General features: G+C 55.4%; 13 protein-coding genes. 11 read left to right on the top strand and 2 right to left on the bottom strand.

The window, feature by feature from the left end:
- Positions 1–285: 285 nt before the first annotated feature.
- Together RB297_RS20730 and RB297_RS20725 are read left to right on the top strand one after the other, a co-directional pair.
- A complete protein-coding gene (locus RB297_RS20730; protein ID WP_009593946.1) occupies positions 286–774 on the top strand; it encodes an RNA polymerase sigma factor in 489 nt (162 codons plus the stop codon).
- A 68-nt stretch (positions 775–842) separates the two neighbouring features.
- The gene (locus RB297_RS20725; protein WP_375121314.1) at positions 843–1760 is read left to right on the top strand and encodes a hypothetical protein; all 918 of its coding nucleotides are present in this window, start codon (positions 843–845) and stop codon (positions 1758–1760) included.
- A 145-nt stretch (positions 1761–1905) separates the two neighbouring features.
- Here the strand turns inward: RB297_RS20725 and RB297_RS20720 are convergent, their stop codons facing one another.
- Positions 1906–2781: an AraC family transcriptional regulator gene (locus RB297_RS20720; protein WP_375121312.1), complete on the bottom strand. Its 876-nt coding sequence runs from the start codon at positions 2779–2781 to the stop codon at positions 1906–1908.
- Between the two features lie 153 nt (positions 2782–2934).
- Between RB297_RS20720 and RB297_RS20715 the strand changes: the two genes are divergently transcribed.
- Complete coding sequence (locus RB297_RS20715; protein ID WP_375121310.1) at positions 2935–4266, top strand: sulfatase-like hydrolase/transferase; 1332 nt, start codon at positions 2935–2937, stop codon at positions 4264–4266.
- 112 nt (positions 4267–4378) lie between these two features.
- Here RB297_RS20715 and RB297_RS20710 read toward each other — a convergent pair whose 3' ends face one another.
- Positions 4379–6295, bottom strand: a complete 1917-nt coding sequence (locus RB297_RS20710; RefSeq protein WP_375121309.1) for a beta-N-acetylhexosaminidase — start codon at positions 6293–6295, stop codon at positions 4379–4381.
- A 436-nt stretch (positions 6296–6731) separates the two neighbouring features.
- Between RB297_RS20710 and RB297_RS20705 the strand changes: the two genes are divergently transcribed.
- The 8 genes from RB297_RS20705 to RB297_RS20670 all read left to right on the top strand — a co-directional run bounded on the left by RB297_RS20705 (position 6732) and on the right by RB297_RS20670 (position 23685).
- A complete protein-coding gene (locus tag RB297_RS20705) occupies positions 6732–7748 on the top strand; it encodes a LacI family DNA-binding transcriptional regulator (protein ID WP_277747589.1) in 1017 nt (338 codons plus the stop codon).
- Between the two features lie 158 nt (positions 7749–7906).
- Positions 7907–9577 (top strand): ABC transporter substrate-binding protein, encoded by a 1671-nt coding sequence (locus tag RB297_RS20700; protein ID WP_145040231.1) that lies wholly within the window; start codon positions 7907–7909, stop codon positions 9575–9577.
- 101 nt (positions 9578–9678) lie between these two features.
- Positions 9679–11589 carry an ABC transporter permease subunit gene (locus RB297_RS20695; RefSeq protein WP_228469018.1) on the top strand — a complete coding sequence of 637 codons (1911 nt, stop codon included), beginning with the start codon at positions 9679–9681 and terminating at the stop codon, positions 11587–11589.
- Between the two features lie 12 nt (positions 11590–11601).
- Positions 11602–12432: a carbohydrate ABC transporter permease gene (locus RB297_RS20690; protein ID WP_145040227.1), complete on the top strand. Its 831-nt coding sequence runs from the start codon at positions 11602–11604 to the stop codon at positions 12430–12432.
- Between the two features lie 27 nt (positions 12433–12459).
- Positions 12460–14604, top strand: a complete 2145-nt coding sequence (locus RB297_RS20685) for an alpha-L-rhamnosidase C-terminal domain-containing protein (protein ID WP_375121308.1) — start codon at positions 12460–12462, stop codon at positions 14602–14604.
- Positions 14601–17015, top strand: coding sequence for an alpha-L-rhamnosidase-related protein (locus tag RB297_RS20680; protein WP_375121307.1), 2415 nt, complete (start codon positions 14601–14603; stop codon positions 17013–17015). The genes RB297_RS20685 and RB297_RS20680 overlap by 4 nt, the downstream gene beginning before the upstream one ends.
- Positions 17016–17121: 106 nt before the next feature.
- The gene (locus RB297_RS20675) at positions 17122–20955 is read left to right on the top strand and encodes a DUF5722 domain-containing protein (RefSeq protein ID WP_375121306.1); all 3834 of its coding nucleotides are present in this window, start codon (positions 17122–17124) and stop codon (positions 20953–20955) included.
- Between the two features lie 48 nt (positions 20956–21003).
- Complete coding sequence (locus RB297_RS20670; RefSeq protein WP_375121305.1) at positions 21004–23685, top strand: family 78 glycoside hydrolase catalytic domain; 2682 nt, start codon at positions 21004–21006, stop codon at positions 23683–23685.
- Positions 23686–23801: the final 116 nt, after the last annotated feature.

Raw genomic sequence — 23801 nt, 5'->3', positions numbered from 1 at the left:
ACGATTCCGGACAAGCGCCAGCGGTCGCCTGAAAGCTTTCCAACGGAAAGCTCGCATCGAGAGCATATGCTTTGTCCCCGAATTTCTCCCTTGCTTACAATCATTCCAAGAAATTTGGGGACAACAGCGATGGGAGGAACGATTCGTACACGGAGCGTCTCCTAACAGCACACCAGATCTAAGAGCTTTTGGGACACCCTCTTTTTTAATCCGAAAAACTTAAAAACAAAATGTGACCGATCCGCGTCCATAACTGTGTTAAGGGTAAAAGGAGGTCTAAAGGCGATGCAGATCGATTCGCTCCGGCCGGGCGGAGATATTACGGAAACCTATGAATTATATGGCGATATGCTTTTTAAAATAGCGATGGTGTACCTTGGGAATAAACAGGATGTCGAAGAAGCCATTCAGGAGACGTTCATTAAACTGATATATAAAGCGCCCGACTTCAGGGATCAGGAGCATAAGAAAGCTTGGCTCATCCGGGTGATTACGAACCACTGCAAGAACATGCAAGGGAGCCTGTGGCGCAAGCGGGTAACCAAAATGGAGCATATGAACGATTATTTTGTCGAACCGTCGGAACGGACGCTGATGGATAACGTCATGAGTTTGCCGTTCAAGTATAAGTCGGTCATCCATCTGTTTTATTACGAGGATTATTCCGTTAAGGAAATCGCCGGGATTTTGCAGATTAACGAGTCTGCGGTCAAGATGCGTCTTCAGCGCGGCAGGAAGCTGCTGCGCATGGACTTGGAAGGAGAGGACGATTGATGAATCGGAGTGACTACAAATCATTGATAGATCGAATCGAACCTGATAAAGGAATGGAGGAGCGGATTATGAAAGGAATGAAACAAAATCAGCGTCAAACGACAAGAATGAGCCGACTGGGGGTCGCCGGCGTCACCGCGGCTATTATGTTGGGGCTGGTGGTAGTGACTTCGCTGGTATTGAATCTTGAGAACGAGCCAGCGGTCAGCGATATCCCGGTGGTTCAACAAGGGACTGGGTCGAATACCCCGCCGACCGCGAAGGTTGGTCACGATCCGGTAACCATTCCGAAAATCGAGCTTCCGGGCGAGAGCAACGTCAAAGCCGACATGATCGGTTTGGTTGTATACCAGGGCAATATCTACACCCAAACCGGTACGCAAATCACGCCGGACATCGCCAAGCAGCTGCGGGGCGACAAGCTCGGACGGTCGAAGTCGGGGATTACGGAATGGAGCTCCTCCGATGATTACACGGAGCTTGCCTCGACGATCGGCGAAATGGATATTTTCACGGTTAAGGGATATGATGCCGATTTTAGAATCATGTCCTACATGGAGCACGACGGGGAAGTCTACGCCGAATTGTATGAGCATCTGAACGGGATTACGGTGGCCAAGGGCGAGGATATTATCGGCAAGCTGAATCTGATGGGGAACATGACTTCGGTCAAATGGCAGGATTTCGACAGCTGGAACATGGGCGAGAACAAATTGCGCGAGCTTTCCGCCGATGCGGAGGTGCAAGCCTTCGTTGAAGCTTTATATGAAGCGAAGCCGATCGCGGCCGAACCTTTGTTTGAGCAAGGGATCTACGAGACCGGGCCTAGCGAGCAGAAATTTCTGTATATCCAGCTGCAGGACGGGACGGAAGTCCAGTTAAGACTGTTTAAAGGCGGCCAATATGTGCGATATGCCAATGCGCCTGTATTCTTTCAATTGGAAGGTGAGGCATTCACCACGCTGTGGGAGCTGATGGAGGAGTAGGTTGTCCTGCCGTTTGTAGCAACGAAAAATAGATAATGTAAAAAGACTAGAGGCTATCCCTAATCGGATGGCCTCTTTTCGTTGCTGTAGGATCGATAATGACGATCCCTTTATCGTTTATCGTTTATCGTATGGCGGTTCCCTGTTATTCGCTTGTTTTCGATGATGAGCGGTTCGCTTTCACGAATGCGCTTGGCGTCATTCCGAAATACCGGGTAAAGGCGCGGGAGAACGTAAACAAATCCGAATAGCCCAGAGATAAAGCGGTTTGCGTGATGCTGGTTCCCTCGGCGGATAACAGGCGGGTCGCTTTCTCCATGATCAACTGCTGCATGTAGCGGGACGGAGAGATGCCGTATCGGCGGGTAAACGCGCGGGTGAAGTGACTGCGATGCACGCCGGCCCAGGCGGCAAGCTCCTCCACGGATAGGTTCTCCGTGCAATGAAGCCCCATATATCCGGGGACGGACTCGAGCCAGTCCGAAGCAGCCGAAGCAGCGGGAAGGTGCTGGTCCCGGTTGGGATCGATGCTGTGGATCAACTGGAATCCCAGCGACATCAGCTGAAGGCTATGGTCCTGCTGGGGCTGCCGGAGCAATCGCTGAATGTCCTTGATGACAGCCAAGGCATCGTCCCTGAAGGCATTTTGACGATAGGGCCGTTCCGGACATAAATCGACATGCTTCAATATGGACGGCATCAACTCGCCCATAAAGGCCGTCCAGGTGATCATGGTGGACGGCTCGTCGCAGTCCTTGACATACGTATAGACCGAGCCGGGGAAAAGGCAGAAAAGATCGCCTTCCGAGAGGGAGATGCTGCTGCCGTCCCATCCGAACCGCACCTTGCCGCTGGCAACGAAATGTATACTATAAAATTCGACGGACCGGGGACCGACTTTTTCGGTGAAAAAGGGGTGGGATCCGGATTTGAATATCCATAATCCCAGTTGTGTCTCAAAGTGAGCCGGGTTGTTAAAGTATTCTTCTCGGGATGGCCGCTGATTCACTGTTAAACTCATGTGTCCTCCTTCCACCTATAGCGATCATTTCTTTTGTTATTGCTATGATGCAACATATTGTATAACGATTGCAAGGCTGGAGCATTCCGTATTCGTCCGCCAAAAGGTACGATGATGAGGAACAAGTCGAGCATAGTAGAGGTGAATGGAGATATGAAACAACCGAATTTTATCGTGATTTATTGCGATGACTTAGGGTATGGAGATCTTGGATGCTACGGTTCGGACACCGTGAAAACCCCGCATCTGGACGGGTTGGCTGATGAAGGCATTCGTTTTACGAATTGGTATTCGAATTCCCCGGTCTGCTCTCCTTCACGAGCTTCTTTATTGACGGGCAAGTACCCGGCCCGAGCGGGAGTCGGCGAGATTCTGGGGGCGAAGCGCGGCTCGCATGGACTGCCTGCGGACGAGGTGACGTTGGCCAAGGCGCTCAAGCCTGCCGGGTACAGGACGGCGCTGTATGGAAAATGGCATTTGGGCTTGTCCGAGGAAACCAGCCCGAATGCGCATGGGTTTGATGAGTTTTTCGGATTCAAGGCAGGCTGCGTCGATTTTTACTCGCACATTTTTTACTGGGGCCAAGCCCATGGCGTCAACCCCCTGCATGACCTATGGGAGAACGAAACGGAGGTTTGGGAGAACGGCCGGTACATGACCGGGCTGATCACGGAACGATCGGTTGATTTCATTCAGCGGTCGCGGGAGCAGGAGCAGGAGGCTCCGTTCTTCTTGTTTGCGTCGTACAACGCGCCGCATTATCCGATGCATGCGCCGCAGGAATACATGGACCGGTTTGCGCATTTGCCTTGGGATCGGCAGGTCATGGCCGCCATGATTGCCGCGGTGGACGACGGCGTCGGGGAGATCGTGAGAGCGCTGAAGCAAGCCGGCTGTTACGAGGATACGGTCATTTTCTTCTCCAGCGATAACGGACCGTCCTCCGAGAGCCGGAACTGGCTGGATGGAACGGAGGACGTGTATTACGGGGGAAGCGCGGGGATTTTCCGGGGGCATAAAGCAAGCCTGTTCGAGGGCGGAATCCGCGAACCTGCCATATTGAGCTGGCCGAACGGATGGGAAGGCGGACAAGTGCGAGATGAAGTGGCGGCTATGATGGACATCGCACCGACCTTTTTGGATCTGGCCGGCGTCGATCCGGCGGCAGGACCGCTTAAAGGCATACCGCTGGATGGAAGCAGCCTGAAGGAAATGCTGCAAATGCGCGAGCCGTCGCCGCATAAGCAATTATTCTGGGAGTATCAAGGCCAACTGGCTGTCCGGGAAGGGGATTGGAAGCTGGTGCTGAACGGGAAACTCGATTTTGACCGGGTGGTTCCGGATCAGATTCACCTGTCCGATCTGTCCAGGGATCCCGGGGAGCGCTCCAACCTGGCGGACCGTTACCCGGAGATCGTGGAACGGCTTAGCCGGGATGTGCGAGATTGGTATGAGGAAGTGCAGCGGCACGGATCCAGAGCGTGAATAGAGCATATCGCCTAAGCCTCAGCGATAAATGCAAAAAAAGCCCCGGCAACCGGGGCTTTTTATTATGTGTTGATGACAGGGCATCAGCAGAATCCGACAGCCGGAACCCTTAAAAAGGATTCAGGACATGGTAGAACACGTTCGGCGAAGCCATGCGGTAATAATGGCTGCACCAGCCGACGCCCTTGTGGTTGTCGCGGTTGGTCGTGCTGAACACCAGCCGTTCCTGCTCTAGCTCCTCGATCCTTGCCGTCCGTCCCTCCACGTATTCCAGAATGCGGAACGATGCGGTGTCCAGGCGGGTGATGACGCCTCCATAGCGGATATCGATGACCTCCCAGCCGAAGGGTTTGAACATCCGATGCCACTGCGTGCGGTGGGCAATGCGCAGCTCTTGCACGGCTTTGGAGATGGCAGGGAGCACGTTCTTGGCCATATGCCTTAAGGTATCGACGTCCTTGGCATCATAGGCTTGCTTCAGCAGAATGCCGATTTCGCTCTTGCGTTTGAGGACGGCGCTCAGCTTCTCCGGCATCTCGAACAGATAGTCCAGCTCGGCTGTGCTATCGCGCTTCGCGCGCAGGTTTTGCTCCAGCTCGGCATAGTGGTTCGAGAGGTCCAGGCCTTCGATCTGTTTGTCGAACATCCCGAGGAGCACATCCTGGTACAGCAAAAATTTCGACGGGTTGCTCTGCTTGGCGTTGTTCGGCTCCTGGCCGGGAATCTCGTCCAGATCCTTCAGCAGGAGGAACGCCTCCATGTCGATGCCCGTACAGAATTTCACCCGTTCCGCCAACTGAGCCTGGGAAGGCTCCTGTTCCGAGTAGGCATGCTCGGCATAAAGCTGCAGACCGAGCAGCGCCGCGAACGGATTTCCTTCGTTGCCGTCGTCGCCCCACATCGTGGCGTATACCTCGCGGATTCCTTCCTGCTTGCACACTTGAAGCGCAACATTCGATGCGTTCAGGGACAACCCGTAGTTGACGCCGAATGTGTTAAAGATCCAGACGGCTCCGGCAAACACGAGGTTGCAGCCCAGCGGGCGGTGATTGGCGATCAGCTTCTCATAGTCCGCCGGCTCCATGTGGGTATAATCCCAGTACACCATGTCCACATCCTTCGGGATGCGGCGGGCCATATCCTCCGGGATCGAGGTGTCCTTGTCGTAATACGCCGCATCGCCGCCTCCGCCGGCAGCGAGCTTCAGGAACATGTCGCTCCACATCATCGGCTTCAGGCCGCGCTTGCGGACGGCAGCCAGGACTTTGTCCAGATGGGCGATCATAATGTCGAAACGGCTCACATAACCGTTGTGATCCAAATATTTACCACGTCCGAGCTCCTCCGCTTCGTCCATCCCGATATGAATCTTGTTGCTGCGGAACGGAGCGCTGGCAGCCTCGATCATCCGTTCAATCAGGGAATCGGTCTGCTCGCTGCCGACGAGCAGGGCACCCTTCGTATCGCGGTAATGCTTGATGGGCTCCCACTTCAGGAACTCCTCCAGGTGCGCCAAGGTTTGGATGCTTGGAAAAGCCTCGATGCCGAATTGATCGGCATAATCGTCCATCTCTTTCAGCTCCGCCTGCGTGTAGCGACCGCGCATATAACCGAAATACGGCTCGCCTTCGATCTGGTAGGTGTCCTCCATGTACAGCATCACGCTGTTCATGCCCATCAGGGCCATTTTATTCAGCATGAGCTTAAAGCTGTCCACGGTCAGCACGGCGTTGCGGGACAGGTCGAACATCGGGCCGATTTGGTCAAATTGCTGGCGTTCGTGAAGGTGGAACGAATCGCTTTGGCGGCTTTGTTGAACCAGCAGGCCGAGTCCCCGGAAAAATTGATGTTTTCGTCCGTAACGAATATAGGCGCGGTCTCGGTCCCTGCCGACCTCCAGATCGCCATCGGACAAGGCTACCTCAACGGGGATGCCGTTTTCCAAAAGTTCGACGCCAAGCTCATCCAGCAGCAGCTCAATGCCTGGCATGACATCCGTAACAGCGCCCTCGAAACGAAATTTCATATGAAATCCCCCTGCATCCATGATTTTGCAAACATTAAACGTTATATCATTATAATGTTTAATGTTATGGGAATCGCCGCTGGAAATCAATCCTTTGTTTGCAAAGTTAGAGGAGTTATCACGGACCTATATCAAACGTACAGCGGTTCGTTGACGAGCTATTCATTTACGAAATAGATAAAATAAGAACAAAAAACAGGATTGACACTGCCGATAACCCGGTGTATTTTATATACAAATCGTTTTTGCAAAAACGTTTTGCATCATGAGAACATCAATCATTGCGTCATTCGGCGATTCTTTCTTCAACGCGATAACGCCGTAATCGGCTAATACCTGATAGCGTTTACATAAGTGGTTTGAACTCTGCGGTTTTACAGCTCTGCATTTATAGTCTAATCAAATGCTTTCCTAATAATTTTGGATAAGGATGATCATGATGGCAGCAACCATAAAAGACGTCGCCCGTGAGGCCGGCGTAGCGGTTTGTACCGTGTCGTTTGCGGTCAATGGCTCCGCGCATGTAGCGGAAGCGACCAAGAAGCGGATATTCGATGCAATCGAGAAGCTGAATTACCGGCCGAACCAATCCGCGCGCGGATTGGTTACGAAGAAGACGAACAACATCGGCCTGGTGGTCGAGGATACGGTGGACGGTTTGGAGAATACCATTCTCCTCGACGTCGTCAAGGGACTTGGGGAGGCGACGGGAGACAACAATTACGATTTGCTGCTGTCCTTTCAGAAGCCGAGTACGAATAAATTGGCGGATCACCTGCTGGACGTCTACCGCAAGCAATCGGCGGATGGGCTGATCCTGATGGGGGCGGCCATTAACCAGCCGTATGGGGAGCTGATCAAGAACCGGTTTCCTTTTGTCCTGCTCGGGAGGCCGACCATGCCCGGGGTGTGTCACAGCGTCAATGCGGATAACGAGCAAGGCGCCTATGAAGCCGTTAAATATCTGATCGGCAAGGGTCATCGCCGGATTGCGCTCATCACCCCATGCTCGCTGGAAGTGGATGCCTCGCTGGACCGGTATAACGGCTACCGCCAGGCCATGGAGGAATTAGGCGACGGGTTCGATGAGCGGCTGGTGGAGATCGGTTCCTTCGAAGAAGACAGCGGGTATACGGAAACGGAGAAGCTGCTGAACAGAGTCGAGCGTCCTACCGCCATCATCGCCGGACGCGACGTGATCGCTTCCCGCGTCGTCGAGAAGGCTCAGGAGCTGGGTTACAAGGTGCCGGAGGACCTGGCGGTGATCGGATTCGATAACACGGCCGTGTCCCAGTTGGCCCGGCCATCCATTACATCGATCGAGCTGCCGATGCGGCAGATGGGCCTGGAAGCAGCGAAGCTGTTAATGCAGCTGATTGACGGCGAAATTCGTTTTGACGATATTCAGACGATCGTTTTGCCGTGTACCGTCATTGAAAGAGAATCGACCTGAAAACGGATATTTTCGTTGGACGATTCTTTTTTTTGAAGGGTGCAAAAACGTTTTTGCACCCTGTTAACCTTGAAGGGAGTGATGCGGGTCCAATTTAGACATCTAAGACTTCACATAAATGTAAGCGAATTCATTAAACGCTTAGGGGAGTGAACGTCATGATCCATTTTAGAAAAATCGTAAGCCTCATTTTGATTTCCTCACTAATGATCATCATCGCAGCGGGCTGTACCAGCAGCGGACCCAATACCGCCAGCCCGTCACCATCCGAACAGCCTACCCCAACGGATAACAAAACACCAGCCGAACCAGCCGGAGAAGATACGGAAAAACCTAAAAGCGGCACGATCCAAATATCCTTGCGCGGTGCCTCAGCCGAGGTTTGGGGCAAGGTAGCCGACGCTTACATGGCTAAGCATCCGGACGTGAAGGTCGTCGTGGATATCAAGCCGGCCGAGGGTTACCGCGAATGGCTGCAGGCTCAGTTTGCCGCCGGAGAGCCGGAGGCCGATTTTGTGAACACGAATGAAAACAGCGACCTGAACGAAGACCAGAAATTCGTGGACTTCAAGCCTTGGCTGGAGACGGAGAACCCCTACACCGGAAAGCTCTGGAAGGAAAGCTTCAACTTGGACGGCATGGGCGTTAATCTGGATGACCCTAACCTACAAACTTTGCAAGCGCTTAACTTTGAATCGGTTCAAATCCTCTGGATGTACAACAAAGAGATGTTCGAGAAAGCGGGGATTACCGATACCCCTAAAACGTTCGATGAACTCATCGCGACCTACGACAAACTAAAGGCGGCGGGTTATATCCCGTTCACGATCGGCGGCAACGCGCTCTCCCTGTGGAGCGGTCAGGCGGGCTGGCTCATGCGCATTTATCCGGACCAGTACTTCCGCGATTACGTGGAGCTGATCAAATCAAAGCCGGAAGATTATACGTACATGCCAAACATCGACGATAACTGGAAGTTCGACCTGAGCGACCCGTACAACGATTCCCGTTCCAAAGTATCGACGAACGAGCTGCGGATGTACCAGGCGATCAAAAACAAAGTCGGCCCGTATAAAGTCGAGGGCAATCCGGCGTGGCGCGAAGTCATGACAAATCTGAAAACCTTGTTCGGTTACGCTCCGGACGGTTTCATGGGCATGTCCGAGGAGCAGGCCTACAAGCTCTTCCTGACAGGCAAGGCCGCAACCATGGTCGCGCTTCCGTCCTCCTATTGGCAGCTTCCCAAGGATTTTGCCGATGCGGAAAAAACGGGAGAGAGCGGCGGCGTGAAATCCTTCGACTTCGGATTCTTCAACATGCCTTCCATGGAAGGGGAGCTGGTCCAGGCTCCGGCGAGAACGATTCACATCTACACCGGCTTCTACGGCTTCGTGAAGAAGAATGCGGAGCAAACGGCCCTGAACGTGGATTTCATGATGTATTTGACCAGCCCGGAAGGGTATAAGGTGTACCTGGAAGCCGTCCAAAATTCCAAAGATGCCTCCCTGAACGGCGCGCCGCTGCTTAACGACATCGAGCTGCCGGAAGAAATGAAGAAGACGTTCGAATCGTTTGACGCGATCGGGAATACGGAAGGGCTGAACAGCCCGGGCAACGTGTTGGCCCGCGGTCTCCATGACTATCAGCCGTCCGTGCAGAGCTATATCGGCCTGATCTCCAAATACTTCAACGATGAAATCGATGTGGATCAGCTGCTGAAGCAGTACCAGGCGGATATTGACGCCAAATTCGAAGCCATGCTCAAGGAACGCAAAAAAGAACTCTCCGATATCGAGAATCCGGAGCGTCAGCCGCCTGTCAGACAGTAGCATTAGAAGGCTGTAAACGGCTGTAAGGCGCAGGACTTCGCCTTCATCGGTGAAGTCCTGCGGGTTCACTTGGCATGGAAGGGAGTGTGAACACGAAGGTGATGAGAACAATATATTCCTGCCTGCTGGCTTCGCTGCTGCTATTTCTATTTGCCCAGCCGATCCATGCCTCTGAGCCGATCTGGACGATGGAGCAGGGCCTTACGATCAAAGCCTTGTCCATATCGGAAGACGGCGAGCTGGTGGCGGTCGGTACGCAGAATGCGAGTGCCATTCTTCTTCAGCGTGACGGCACCCAGCGATTCGAATTCATGGCAAACAACGTCGTGACCGGTGTCGCCCTCCTGAATGACGGCCGCATGCTCGTCACTTCCGATGACCGGCATCTTTATATGCTGAGTGCTGACGGCAAGGAGCTGTGGAAGCGGGATTTTAAGAAAATGATCAAGAATCTGTCGGCAACGCCCGACGGCAAGCTGGCTATCGTGACGCTGCATAACGAAAGTTTGGTGCATGTCCTGGACGAACAAGGACAGACGCTGCGTGAAATTTCGATCGGCATCGCGGTGAAGAGCGCCGCGGTATCCCCGAACGGGCAATGGCTGGCAGCCGGAGCCGCGAACCAGTATGCCTATTTGTTCAATCCTGCCGGCGAGCTGCAATTCCAGACGCCGCTGGAGGGCGACATTCTTCATGCTTCCGTTGCGGATAACGGAACGATGGTGGTCGGAACGTCCAGCAATAAAGCGGTCCTCTATTCGGCGGAGGGCAGCAGGCTTGGCGAATTGTTGACCAAGGATAAAGTGACCTCCGTTCATGTCACCCATGACGGGGAGTTTATCGGGGTAGCGGATTACTCGGGCAATTATTACGTGGCCAATCAAGACGGCGATTTGTTGTGGAGCACGAAGGAGGCCGGAGCCGGCCAGCAAATCCGGTTCAGCAAAGACGGCACGCGGCTCTTCGCAGGCTCGGACAAAGGAGCCGTCTTCCAATATGAAGTCGGGGCCGTGCTGGAGCAAGGCAAACAGGCGGCGATGGTCAAAACCGTGGTACAGGTAGCGGCCGTGATCGTATTCGTTCTGTTGACGGCCCTGTTATTTTTCTGGTTATGGCGCAAAAAACCTTACATTCTTCACCGGTTGTGGAAGAGCAAACTGGCGTATGCCATGCTGCTCCCCAGCTTTACGCTTATTATTATATTCCTGTATATCCCGGCGTTCTCCGGCTTGATTCATTCTTTGTACGACTGGAATCCCGGGGCCAGAAGCGAGTTTATCGGGCTGGACAATTTCAGGCGAATGGCGAACGATCCGTACGTCACCAAAGGTGTGGGCAATCTGCTGATCCTCATCGTCACCGGATTGTTCAAGGCTCTCATTCCGCCGCTGATCGTGGCGGAGCTGATCTATCATCTGAGAAGCAAAAGGTCCCAGTATGTATTTCGCACGTTTTTCGTCATTTCCATGGTCATCCCATCCGTTGGCATGCTGCTGGTCTGGCAGGACATGTACGATCCGAACATCGGCCTTGTGAACCAGCTGCTGCGCATGATCGGACTCGGCTCGCTAAGCCATCCTTGGCTGGGAGACCCGAATACGGCGCTGTGGGCCATCATTATGATGGGCTTTCCGTTCGTCGGCATCCTGCAGCTGCTGGTGATGTACTCGGGGCTGATAGCCATTCCGGAAGAAGTGATCGAAGCGGCGAGAATCGACGGCGCCAAATCCTTCCGCATTATCCGGGCGATTCACCTGCCGCTGCTGGCAGGGCAATTCAAGCTGCTGATCGTGCTCGCGCTGATCGGCATCATTCAGGACTTCGGCTCCATCCTGATCGTGACCGGCGGGGGGCCTGCCGATTCGACCTACGTGCCGGCGCTGCAGATGTATTTTGCCGCAACGAAATTCAATGACCTGGGCTATGCGTCGGCGCTCGGCGTCAGCATGTTCGCCATCATCATGGTGATTACGGTCATCAATATGAAATTCATCAAAACCAATACGGATTAGGAGGGAAACGGCATGAATGCTAAGGCTAGACTCGTTCAGCAGTCGGCGCTTTATGTGCTGCTTATCGTTTTTGTTGCGTTGACCCTCGCCCCCATCGCTTTCACCCTGATTTCATCCTTCAAAAATAACGCGCAGATTCTGGGAGGCATCTGGACGCTGCCCATCCCGGCGCAGACCGCGAATTATGCGGAAGCCTTCGCGGCGATCTGGCGGTATACCTTGAATACGGTGCTCTATGCGGCGGTGGGCGGCACGCTGGTCGTGGCCCTGTCCGCCGTTGCGGGCTATACCTTTGCCAAGAAGGACTTTCTCGGCAAGGAGGTGCTGTTCATGCTGATGCTGGCCATCATGATGATACCGGGCGTCATGACGCTGATCCCTTCTTATGTGCTGTATGCGAATCTGGGGCTGGTGAATACGCCGTGGGTCATCATTATCAGCGCGGCCGCGGGCGGACAGATTTTCGGCACCTTTCTGTGCAGGAGCTTCATGGCGGGCATTTCCAACGAGCTGTTTGATGCCGCCAAAATCGACGGTGCGGGAGAGTTCGTGGTGTTCACGAGAATGGTGCTGCCTCTGTCCGTTCCCGTCCTCATGACCTTGATGATCATGCAGTCCGTCGGGATCTATAACGATTACATCTGGCCGCTTTTGACCATTAAATCGAACAGCATCCAGATGATTGGCGTCGGGCTTACGCAATTCACGAACCAGTTCGGCATCTCCAACATGGGCGTGGAATTCGCGGCGTACATCATTTCGGCGATTCCGCTGGTGCTGCTGTTCAGCTTCGGGATGAAGTATTACATTCAAGGCGTTACGCAAGGGGCTTTAAAAATATAAAACGACGGACCAAATGGAGAGAGATGGATGAATATACACAGGCAAGCGGAGAAGATACCCAGCTGGATCTGGCACAGGGAACGTGAGGGCCGGCGGCATGTCGTACTGGAAAAAACCTTTGTCCTGCATGCCGCGGTTGAGCAGCTTGAGATGAGAATCGCCTGTACGGGAGAAGCCGAAATCAGGCTGAACGATGCCGTGATCGGCCATTTCCCGGAGCATGCCAGGCATACGTCCGCATTTTATCCGGTAGAGGGGCTCCCCGGCGGTTTGGAGCCTGGAGCCTATACGCTCCGAATCGAGCTCCGAAATACGGAGCCGATGCCGATGCATCCCATCAATATGCATCTGCATGACCGCTCGGTGGGATGCATCGCCTACTTGAGCGGAAGCGAAGGCTTATGGCTGGCAACGGATGATACCTGGGAGGCCGGGGACGGTCCGGCGGAGGTGGTATGCGTTTGGGGCGAGGAGCCCTTCGGAGACCTGGATCATGCGCCTCCTTGGTTTATTGCCGGAGGATACGGCGATATCGTGGTCGAGCCTGTTCAAGGCATAAGAGTCATGTCCGCAGCCGGAGTGGAAGCGGTCAGCGGCATAGATGGTGTAATTCAGCTGAATGGAACGGCCGGAGGGCGAATCATCCTAGGCAAAGTTGAGTCCCGGAATGAACGGCATATTTTTTATCATCTTCTGAAGCAGGGCGAATGGAAGGAACGCAGGACTCAGCAGAAAGAGCTGGATTTGAGCCGGATGCCGAAGCTCCTGCTGGAATTGCCCCATGAGCTCAATGTTCGGATGCAGGTGACCAACCACGGCGATTCCGAGATCGGTTTGCTGTGGAATGGCGCTGAATCCTTGCAGGAGCTGCGGCATTATGACGGATGCATGACCGAGTGGTTGGCGATTCCGCCGGGGAGCCTGTCGGCAACGAATCCCCAGGGCATGCGGTACGTGCAAATTTACGTAAGCGGGGACGATGGAGGAACATTCCATATCGAGCTCCGATTGGAGGCTGCCGGTGCAGCGCTGAACCAGGCGGGGCAGCTGCAGACGGACAACGACCTTCTACAGCGCATCTATGACGTGTCGGTGCATACCAGCCGGGTCTGCCATCAAATCGGATTGTGGGACGGCATCAAGCGGGATCGCCTGAATTGGGCTTACGATATTTACCTGGCCGCCAAAACCGAATACTCGCTCTGGGACGATTATTCGGTATTGAAGCGGTCGCTCCGGGAGCTGGGCCGGACCCCTTACGGCTATTGGATGAACAATCTCCCCTCCTATACGCTGTGGTGGCTCAGCAGCATATGGGATTACTACTTCGAGACGGGAGACCGCGAATTCGTATGGGAAATCCGTGAGGATCTGCAGCGGCATATCGCTTGGGTGAAGGCGAATGCGGATCCGTGCAGCGGGATTTTCATGCCGGATGCCAGAGAGGCACATTCCTTTATCGAATGGTCGCCCATGGGGACGTCTGAATCGTGGGCGTGCCTGAACGCGATTTACGGCATGGCGAAGAGCCAAATGAAACAGCTGGCGGATTACATGCCGGAGCTTGGGCTCCATTGGGATGAACCGCAAGCGGAGCTTAAGGAGGAGCAGTTCATCGGGCCGTCATACGCGCTGCTCACCTCGGTCATCGGCATTAAGAGCGGGTACGTGGGAGAAGACAGCGCACGCAGATTTCTCCTCGACTATCGGCTGAGGGACCCGCTCACGCCATTGTCCGCCTACTGGCTGGCGGAATGCTACTCGGAGTACGGCATGCACGAACGGGCGTGGGCGGTTATCGCTACGGTCTGGGGAACGATGCTGGATGCGGGAGCAACCACGTTCTGGGAGGGGATCAGGCTGACGCCGAGCAGCGATATTCACCATGCCCTGACCACGTATACCGCGTACGATTCCTATCGGATGAGTCTGTGCCACAGCTGGTCGAGCACGCCGGTGGTCTGGATTGCCAGGTATGTCCTGGGGATTCGCGCGCTTGAGCCCGGATATGCCCGCATCGCTTTCGAGCCTCATGCGATCGGAGGGCTCACGGCCGCACGGGGCGTGATTCCAAGTCCCAGGGGCTTGATTAAGGTGGAATGGAAGCTGGAGCATGGCCGCATGATCAAATCAGCTCGCATCGGGGAAGCCGAGCTGGCAGGGAGGGCATGATGAAAGAGCACTGGCAAGCGAGCTGGATCTGGGGAGATTTCCCCCCGAATACGGCCAACGTGTATCTGGAAGCGAGAAGGAGCTTTGACTTGCAGGAAGCGCCGATGGCGGGCCGATTGTACGTGTCAGCCAACCAGGAGTACTTGCTCTATGTCAATGGTACCGTGGTCGGGAGGGGGCCTTCACCTGCCGACCAGCAGTGGAAATATTACGACGAGATCGATGTGACCCCGCTGCTGGCGAAAGGTAGGAATGTGCTGGCCATCGTCGCCTACAATTTCGGTTCGACCGATATCGTGACAGGCCAGATGCAAGGGCCGGGGGGATTGATTGCCGAGCTTGAGATCGAGCAGGGGAACGGAGTGTTCTGCGTGGCCGCCACGGATGCGGATTGGAAGGTCCGGCGATCGCCAAGATGGATGGCCCGGGTGTCGCGCCAGCATCAGTGGAACGGATTCCGCGAAATTTATCTCGCGGAGCAGGAGGACGGATGGGAGGAATCCGCTTACGACGATTCCTCCTGGAGCGGGGCGGTGGTTATCGCCAAAGCATTGGATCCGGATTCGCCATGGCCGCGACTGCTTCCGCGGGAGATTCCTCCGCTGCACAGGGAATGGGTCAGTCCGGCCGCGATCGTGCGGACCGAGACCAATTTCGGCGTCAGCCTGGGGGAGTCCGGCATGCTGCGGAATCGCTTAGGCAGCACGGAAGCGTTCGGTACGCCGGAGCATGCCCCTTCGAGTCAAGAAGTTATTGGCTTGCCAGAGGACTCAGCGGGAAAAGAAAGAGATCCAGGCGGGTTAGCGGCAGGTACAACGGACTGGACGCTTGATGCCAGTATGCCCGGCTCGCTGCCGGGTGTTGTGTATGACTTTGCTAGCGAAATCGTGGGGTATCCCGAGCTGGAGCTGGACGCACCCGAGGGCGGCGTGATCCAGCTGTCGTACGGAGAATCGCTGGAGCTGCAGTTGTATGACACTTTCATCCTGCGCAAGGGGCGAAATCGGCTGAAGCCCTTTGGCCGCCGGGCTTTCCGTTTCCTTCAGGTTACGGCACAGGCGACGCCGGCCGCGCTGACGATATCGCGCTTCGGCGTCGAATCCGTCCACTATCCGTTTGACGAATCCGGCTTTTTTCGCTGCAGCGATGAGCGTCTGAACCGGATTTGGGAGGTCGGGGCGTATACGACGCTGGTGAACAGCCAGGACCATCTGGAGGATTGTCCGCTGCGCGAGAAGGCGCTCTGGGTAGCCGATGCCGTGGTCATGGGCAAAGTCATCTACCATGCGTTCGGAGACGATCGGCTGCTGCGCAAATGTCTCTTGCAAGGGGCGCGGATTCAGAACGACGACGGCTCCATACCCGGTACCGGCCCGGAACGAAACTCGTTTCTGCTGCCCGATTTCTGCGCGCATTGGTTGTTCGGCGTGCATTCCCACTGGCTGTATACGAAGGACCGCGGTTTCCTGGAAGAAATCTGGCCGGCCATTACGCGGTTGATGGCGTGGTTCGCGCTGCAGGAGGATCGGGATGGCCTGTTTGCCGGCGCCGACCGGCCTGGCTGGTGGTGCTTTATCGACTGGGCCGATTACATCGACCGGCGCGATCGGGTGACGGCCGTCTCCTGCTTCTATTACAAGGCGCTCGGGTTGGCGGCGGAGCTGGCGCAAGAGGTTGGACACGGTGAACTGGCAGGGCAGTGGAACGACCAGGCGGTCCGGCTTCGCGCTGCCATAAGGGAGCAGATGCGGCCCCCTGGCGAGATCGTGTTTGCGGATTGCATCGGATCGGACGGATTATCGAAGCAGATCACGGCTCAGACCAACTTTGCGGCGATATGGTCCGGCCTGATGGACCCGGCGGAAGAGGACCGCTTCCTGGACGAATGGTACGACGGCGGAAAGCTGCCGCCGTTAAGAGGCGCTTTTTTCTATCATGTGGTTCTGGAGATGCTGATGAGCAAAGGACGCGTAGACCGCGCCCTGGAAATCATAAGAAGCTATTGGGGCGGCATGCTGGACCGGGGAGCGACGACCTGGTGGGAGACGTATGATCCGTCAACGCCGGCCTGTACCGTGCCGAGCGCTTATCAAGGCAATACGCCAACTTATTTAGTTGATCATATTCCCGTGAGCTTTAGTCACGGCTGGGGCGCATCGCCGAGTTATATTTTGACGCAATCCGTGTTGGGCCTTGATTTAAGCAGACTCGGCGATCAGGAGGTATATCTTGCTCCGCATGCCGGTGATCTCGATTGGGCGGAAGGCGCTGTGCCGACGCGCTTTGGCATGATGGAAGGAAGCTGGAAGAGAGGGAAGGGAGGGAAGCTGAAATACGAGCTCACGATTCCGGAGGGAATTACCGTGAAAGCGATCGACGGGACGGAGCTTGTGCTTAGAATCAGAGATTAAGGCGATCGGCTTGGAGACGAGCGAATAGGGGGTTGGAAAGGGGGTGAATGGCGTCGAACTGCGGTAATCGTATCAACAGAATCCATTTTGAGGAGGAACAAGCGTAATGAAGTTGAAGGGGTTTAAAAGGCTGCTGCTGTATTCCGTCCTGCTGGCGCTCACCCTGCAAGCGTATCCCGCCGGGATCGCGTTTGCGGGCACGTATGATCCGGATTTAAAGGCATCACCCCATGTGCTGAACGTGACGGGTTACACGCCTTCGATTGTCATTGACGATTTTAACGAGCCCGATGCGGTAAACCAGCCGGGAAAATGGACCAGCGGAGCGGGGGCGGAGAAAGCCACCTACGCCGACCGTTATGCCAACGGCCCGAATTCTTCATATGAGGGAAGCCATGTGCTCGAGGTGTGGTCGGATGAAGTCAAGGCTTATGAATGGAGAACGGTATCCAGGGATTTCGATCAGCCGCTCGACTTGTCGGGCGTGAACTATCTGACGTTTGCGGCCAACTGCTACGGGTGGCAGACGGAGGACTATCTGATCAAGGTTACCCTGTTCAGCGGCGAAGATTCCTATGAGAGCATTGCCCAAATCAATCCGAACAGCTGGAGCAAAGTGGCGGTGCCCGTCAAGGATTGGGCCCAGCGGGACCACGTCACCAAGATCGAATTCGCGTTCATGCTCAACTTCGATCACGGCGGACTGAAGCCGGGCGATCCGGGATACGAATTCTGGGGCGGCAATTACCAGATCGATTATCTCAGCGGATCGAACGCCATCGGCATGGATTTTAACGTGGACGGGGAAACGGAAGGGTTTACCGCCCAAGGCGCCGAGGTGGACGTAGCCGGCGGAGAGCTCCGATTGACACCGGCGGGTGCCGCTCCCGTATTGCAATCTCCGGTGATCATCCAGGATATCGATCATTACAATACATTAAGCGTCAAATGGAGGAACGAGTCGCCATTCAACAAAGTGAAGGTCGAATGGATTACGGAGGAAAGCCCCGATTGGGATGAAGCGAAGTCGGAGGTGTTCGACATCGAAGCGAATAACAGCCAATCCGTTGAACAGGAATTTAATCTGTCGCTGCATCCGGAGTGGAGCGGCAGCCTGAAGCAGTTCCGGTTGACGTTCTTGAGCGACGGAGGGGCAAGCACGGGAGAGGTCGGCATCGATCAGATCCGATTCAAACAGCTGGCACCGATCGAGGTTTTCCCCGGGGAGCTTACGAGGCATGAGATCGCGGCCTCCCGGGATCGGATCGTGATCGAGGGCGCATTAAAGCCCGGGGAAGCGGAGCTTTATGAAGGCGGAGAGCTCCAATTGTTTGAGCTGCAGCCCTATGAATCCGAAAGGGATCTGGCGAACAGAGAGCCGATTGCCGAGCAAGCGGTGCAAGAACAATTTATGTTTGAGCTGGATCTGGCAGGAGAAGAGGGACGTACCCGCCTGCAATCCAAATTTGCGGTCGCGGCCATGCTTCCGGACGGATCGCTGGAGCTCGTGGACCACGCCAAATACGTAAGCAATCCCGAGATACTTGCGCCGAATACGTATCCGTTCCCAGTGGCGAAGAGCAAGAAGGGGCTGCAGGTGCAGATGGTCGGCGATGCGGAGGACCTCGGCATCAGCCATGCCGCACTGAACGTGGATTACAATAACGCCCTGTACATGAACGGGGCCGTCAATCCGGCCAATACGTTCGAATATTCCTACGAAGGGGAGACCTTCTACTTCAAGAAGGATTGGATCGAGGAGCGGGATAATTCCATCAAGAGTTTGTCCGATAACGGAGTGACGGTATCCCTGATCCTCCTCATGTATAAGGGGGGAATGGACGATACCACGCCTAACCGGTATTTGCTCCATCCGGATGCCACGGAAGGCATCGTCTATGCATTTAACACGACGGATGAGCTAGGAACGAAGTATTATAAAGCCATCACCGCTTTCCTGGCGGAGCGCTACTCGCGCGAGGACGAGAAATACGGCAGAGCCGTCAATTACATCGTTGGCAACGAGGTGGACGCCGCGGAGACCTGGTACAATATGGGCAACGATAAAACGGTCAGAGCGTTCGTTCAGGATTATGCCCGGACCGTGAGAATAACGAATACCGTCGTAAAAAGCTTTTACAGCAACGCCAGAGTGTATATTTCGCTGACGCATAACTGGGATCAGCAGCTGCCGTCCACGCAGATCGGCTCGTTCGACGGCCGATCGATCATCGATACGCTTCAGTCGGAGATCGCCGCAGCGGGCGACATTCCGTGGCATATCGCTTATCATCCTTACCCGGAAAACCTGTTCGATCCGAGAGCCTGGGTTGCGCCGCAGTCGCTCGAGCAGTTCGATACGCCGAAAATCACGTTTAAAAACCTGCACGTCCTCGTTGATTACATGAAGCAGCCGAAGTTCATGTACGGCGATGAGGCGCGCCGGATTATCCTGTCGGAGCAGGGCTTCCACAGCGGCGACAATTCGCCGGAAGGCCAGCAGCTGCAGGCGGCAGCTTATGCGTATGCCTATTACATTACGGACTTCCTGGACGGCATCGACTCCTTCATTCTGCATCGGCATGTGGACCATGCCGAAGAGTACGGCTTGAATCTCGGATTGTGGACGCATGATCCGGATACGAGCAGGGGCGCCAGCATCCCTGCAGAGCACAAGCTGGTGTATGATGTCTTTAAGTATATCGACACGGAACGTTCGCTGGAGGTGACGGAATTCGCGAAGCCGATCATCGGCATCGCCGACTGGCAGGATATCGCGCCATCCTTCGATGCCGGCATGCTTGCTCGGCGGGAGATACCGGATACGGCGCAAGCGGCCGTACTTCCTCCGGAACAGCTGGAGGGCGCGGAAATGCTGTTTGATTTTGAGAACGGCGATGAGGGCTGGACCCATGCAGAGTATGTATCCGGCGTCGAAACCGATGCTTCCGTCACCTGGACCGGCAGTCAAACGCTCAAAGCTACGGTGATGACCAGAGAGCAGCTGGGCGACAGCAAAGGCATCGCCAAGCGGTTCGACGAGCCGCTGAATGCCGAGGGCAAACCCTACCTGTTCTTTGGCATCAATCCTTCGAACGGGCCTGCGGCCGAATCCTATACCGTTCGGGTAAAGGTGTACAGCGATCAGCATGTGCTGGAAGCAGAGGCGAATGTTCCGCCGAAACAGTGGAGCAATCTGGCGGTTAACTTAGGGGATTGGGCCTTTAAGGACCGGATCACCAAAATTAAAATCGGGCTTGTGCCGGCAAGCCGGGTGCATTGGCAAGGAGGATATTTCCATGTGGACGGCATCGGTTTGGCCGACGGCATGGAGACGGCAGAGCTTACCGCCGCTATGACGCCGGAGCAGCCGGATGGCAACGACGGCTGGTACCGAAGCCCGGTAACCGTGAAGCTCGGCGCAGCGAATGGCATGCCGGACGGCTACGGCATTCAGTATCGCGTGAATGACGGAGAATGGCAGACGTACGGTTCTGAAATCATCATGAATACGGACGGGATTCATGGGCTGGACTATCGGACGATGAGTCCAGCCGGGGAACCGGGTTCCATCAAGTCGTTGACCTTGAAGATCGACCAGACCGCGCCCGTGGCGACCGTAACGGCGGATCCGGTTAAGTTGTGGCCGCCTAACCAGAAGCTGGTCCAGGTCACGGCTTCCGTCGACGCCAGCGATTCGGGCTCGGATATCGGTTCCGTCGTGCTGTCCTCCATTACAAGTAATGAGGAGCTGCAAGCGGAGGATATTCAGGGTGCGGAGCTGGGCACGATGGATACCTCATTCAGCTTGCGCGCGGCAAGATCGGGTGCAGGCTCCGGCAGGACCTACACGATCACTTATACGGTCACGGATCAAGCCGGCAATGAAACCGCGGCCGTGACCGAGGTGAACGTGCCGCATGATCAAACGAATCCATGATGGATGGAGTCTAACGCCCGATAGACAATCTGGAAGGGGAGAAGCAGCGTGCTTACGATACAAAAACCGCTTGTGCATGGTCTGGAGAATCCATTGGGGCTGGATGTGTCTTCTCCCCGTTTTTCCTGGCTGCTGGAGAGCGATTGGCGCGGAGAGGCGTGCGCGGCTTACAGGGTGAGGGTGTCCCTTTCCGCGGAGGGTCTCTCTAACAGGGACGACGAAGATTTGGTGTGGGACAGCGGCAGGCGGAGTGGCCAAAGCCTAAGCCTTCTGTATGATGGTCCGCCGCTGCAGAGCAATACGCGTTACTGGTGGCGGGTTACGGTCTGGGACCGTCAGGGAAAGGAAAGCGAAAGCGTACCGGCATATTGGGATACGGGCTTGTTTCCCGGCGATTGGAGTGCCGAATGGATATGGCGGTCCGAGGAGATGAAGCTTAATGATTTTGCCTATTTCCGCAAATCCTTTGATCTCCGGGGAGCCGTTGCGCGGGCCAAAATATTCGTATCCGCCCACCATGTATTCCAATTGTTCGTCAACGGACAACGGGTTGGAGGCTATGGTTCACCCGCACCGACGGGGGTGCCTCACCGCAAATATTATTTGGCTTATGATGTGGCCCCCCTCTTGTCGATCGGTTCCAACTGCATCGGCGTTGCCGCTCATTATTTGGGCGGAAGCGGCCAGAATTACGTGAACGGCGTCCCGGGAATGCTGCTCCAGCTGCACGTGGAGCATGAGGACGGGACGGAGCAAATGGTTGTATCGGATCTGACATGGCAGGCCTTAAGGCAGATTCCGCATCGCATCGGGTCTCCTTATCAGCAGAATCGCCGCTTATCGTCTATAGAGGACTATGATGCGGCTCTTCTGGAACCGAACTGGCTGCAGCCCGATGTTGGAGAGGAACGCTGCAGTTCGGTTGTTCTTGCTCATCCATCCGCACAGCAATGGTCACTCCATTGGCAGCAGCTCCCCGAGGCGGAAGAGCTGGAGTCCATCATTCCATCCGTGGCAGCGGCGCCGTCGTTCGTAAACGGGGAGGAGGGGCTCATTCAGGTATTCGACGCTGGCAAAATCATATCGGGCTGGCCGCAATTGGCCTTGCCCGGTATGGCAGGCGTCACGGTACGGCTGCGGTATGCCGAAACGCTCGATGGCAGCGGGCGGGTCGTTCATCAAGTGTGCAACGAGACTTCGCATCATTATTACGACCTGTATACGATGCATGGACGCGGGGGGATCGAATATTGGCAGCCGGATTTCAGCTTTAAAGCCTTTCGTTATGTGGAGGTTACCGGCTATCCGCAACCGATTGAGGAAGGCCAGCTGCGAATTTGCTCAGCAGGTACGGCCATGGCACGTACGGGGCATTTTCGGTGTTCGTCTGACTTCTTAAACAAGCTGTACGACGTTTGCCTGCAGACGCAGCGCAATAATGTGCTGGGCCAAGTGGTCGATTGCCCGCATCGGGAACAGGCGCAGTATCTCGCGGATACCGATCTCCAAGCCGAGACGCTGCTCTATAACTTCGATGCCTATCCGGTGCTGGATAAGACGCTGCAGGACTTTGCGGACGGCCAATTGGAAGACGGCTCCTTCCCTTTTGTGTTCCCATCGAACTACGAGCATCCAGACTTTTTCATTCAAATCCCGGAATGGGACCTGCATTATGCGACCTTGCTGTGGAAGCTTTACCAGTTTAGCGGAGATACGGAGCTGCTCTCGCGATATTATGAACCGCTCCGGGTCATGATCGAGGGTTATCTATCGCTGATATCGCCGGCAACAGGCCTGATTCCGGTTGGCCGCGGATGGCATATTAGCGATTGGCCCTACCCGACGGTTGAGCATGAAGGCGAACATCTGACCGTGCAGCAGATCAAGGCATGGCAGGCGTTGCGGATTCTGTCCGAAGCCGCTGCCTTGCTGAACCGGGCAGATGACAGTGCAGCGTATGCTACCCATGCCCAGAAGCTGCAAGTCAGCGTCCTGAATGGGCTGTACGATGGCTCCGGCAAGCTGCTGCATGACAGCTCGGGATCGACTGCCACCCACCAAGGCGTTAATGCGTTGGCATTATATGCAGGGCTGCTGCCGCAGAAGGACCGGGAGGCTGCATTGAAGGCCGTGGCAGGCAAACCGTGGGAGAGCAAGACGGTATTGTCGCTCCCGCTGCTCCGTCTTTTGTTCGAGGAGGGATTGCAGGATCAGGCCTACCATTTGCTGAGTAAACCGGATTATCCGGGGTGGGGCTACATGATTGCACAAGGAGCCGAGACCATGTGGGAAGGCTGGGATGATATCGAGTCCCATTGCCATGCATGGAACGGTTATCCCGCCCGCTTGCTGCAGGAGTATGTCTGCGGGATTCAGAGCGGAGCTCCCGGATTCGCGACGGCACGAATTCGCCCCTTTTTCGCGCCGGATCTGGACTTTGCCGAGGCTACCGTTTCCACCGTAAGAGGCAAGATCGCCGTGCGCTGGGAGCGGGTCAGCGAATCCGGCATTCGGATGCGGCTTGAGCTGCCCTGCACGATGAGCGCTACCGCTGCATTGGCATCACCGAGCTCCCGCCCCATTACCGGTCTCCTGATCGATGGTGTAGAGATATGGGGAGGAGCAGCTTCAAGCTGCATGCCGGACGGCATCATTCGCTGCGGCCTGGTTGATAGCATGCTTGAACTTGAGCTGCTGTCGGGACGTTATGAGTTAACGGTTCGCTATTAGGCAGCATTGTGCTTGCGGCCGACCAGCTTCAGCAATTCCATTAGCCCTATTTACAGGCAACGGCCATACCATACATGTAAACCTTAGTAAGGGAATCGGTCATCTGGATGACTGAT

Origin of the sequence: Paenibacillus sp. CR_12 (assembly GCF_041953985.1) — a bacterium.
GTDB classification, from domain to species: Bacteria; Bacillota; Bacilli; order Paenibacillales; family Paenibacillaceae; genus Paenibacillus_AQ; species Paenibacillus_AQ lautus_A.
This window is presented reverse-complemented; position numbering and strand designations above follow the sequence as displayed.

Excerpts from the sequence above, each read along its gene's own strand:
- RB297_RS20730 (WP_009593946.1), top strand. The coding sequence starts at position 286 with ATGCAGATCGATTCGCTCCGGCCGGGCGGAGATATTACGGAAACCTAT.
- RB297_RS20725 (WP_375121314.1), top strand. The coding sequence starts at position 843 with ATGAAAGGAATGAAACAAAATCAGCGTCAAACGACAAGAATGAGCCGA.
- RB297_RS20720 (WP_375121312.1), bottom strand. The coding sequence starts at position 2,781 with ATGAGTTTAACAGTGAATCAGCGGCCATCCCGAGAAGAATACTTTAAC.
- RB297_RS20715 (WP_375121310.1), top strand. The coding sequence starts at position 2,935 with ATGAAACAACCGAATTTTATCGTGATTTATTGCGATGACTTAGGGTAT.
- RB297_RS20710 (WP_375121309.1), bottom strand. The coding sequence starts at position 6,295 with ATGAAATTTCGTTTCGAGGGCGCTGTTACGGATGTCATGCCAGGCATT.
- RB297_RS20705 (WP_277747589.1), top strand. The coding sequence starts at position 6,732 with ATGATGGCAGCAACCATAAAAGACGTCGCCCGTGAGGCCGGCGTAGCG.
- RB297_RS20700 (WP_145040231.1), top strand. The coding sequence starts at position 7,907 with ATGATCCATTTTAGAAAAATCGTAAGCCTCATTTTGATTTCCTCACTA.
- RB297_RS20695 (WP_228469018.1), top strand. The coding sequence starts at position 9,679 with ATGAGAACAATATATTCCTGCCTGCTGGCTTCGCTGCTGCTATTTCTA.
- RB297_RS20690 (WP_145040227.1), top strand. The coding sequence starts at position 11,602 with ATGAATGCTAAGGCTAGACTCGTTCAGCAGTCGGCGCTTTATGTGCTG.
- RB297_RS20685 (WP_375121308.1), top strand. The coding sequence starts at position 12,460 with ATGAATATACACAGGCAAGCGGAGAAGATACCCAGCTGGATCTGGCAC.
- RB297_RS20680 (WP_375121307.1), top strand. The coding sequence starts at position 14,601 with ATGATGAAAGAGCACTGGCAAGCGAGCTGGATCTGGGGAGATTTCCCC.
- RB297_RS20675 (WP_375121306.1), top strand. The coding sequence starts at position 17,122 with ATGAAGTTGAAGGGGTTTAAAAGGCTGCTGCTGTATTCCGTCCTGCTG.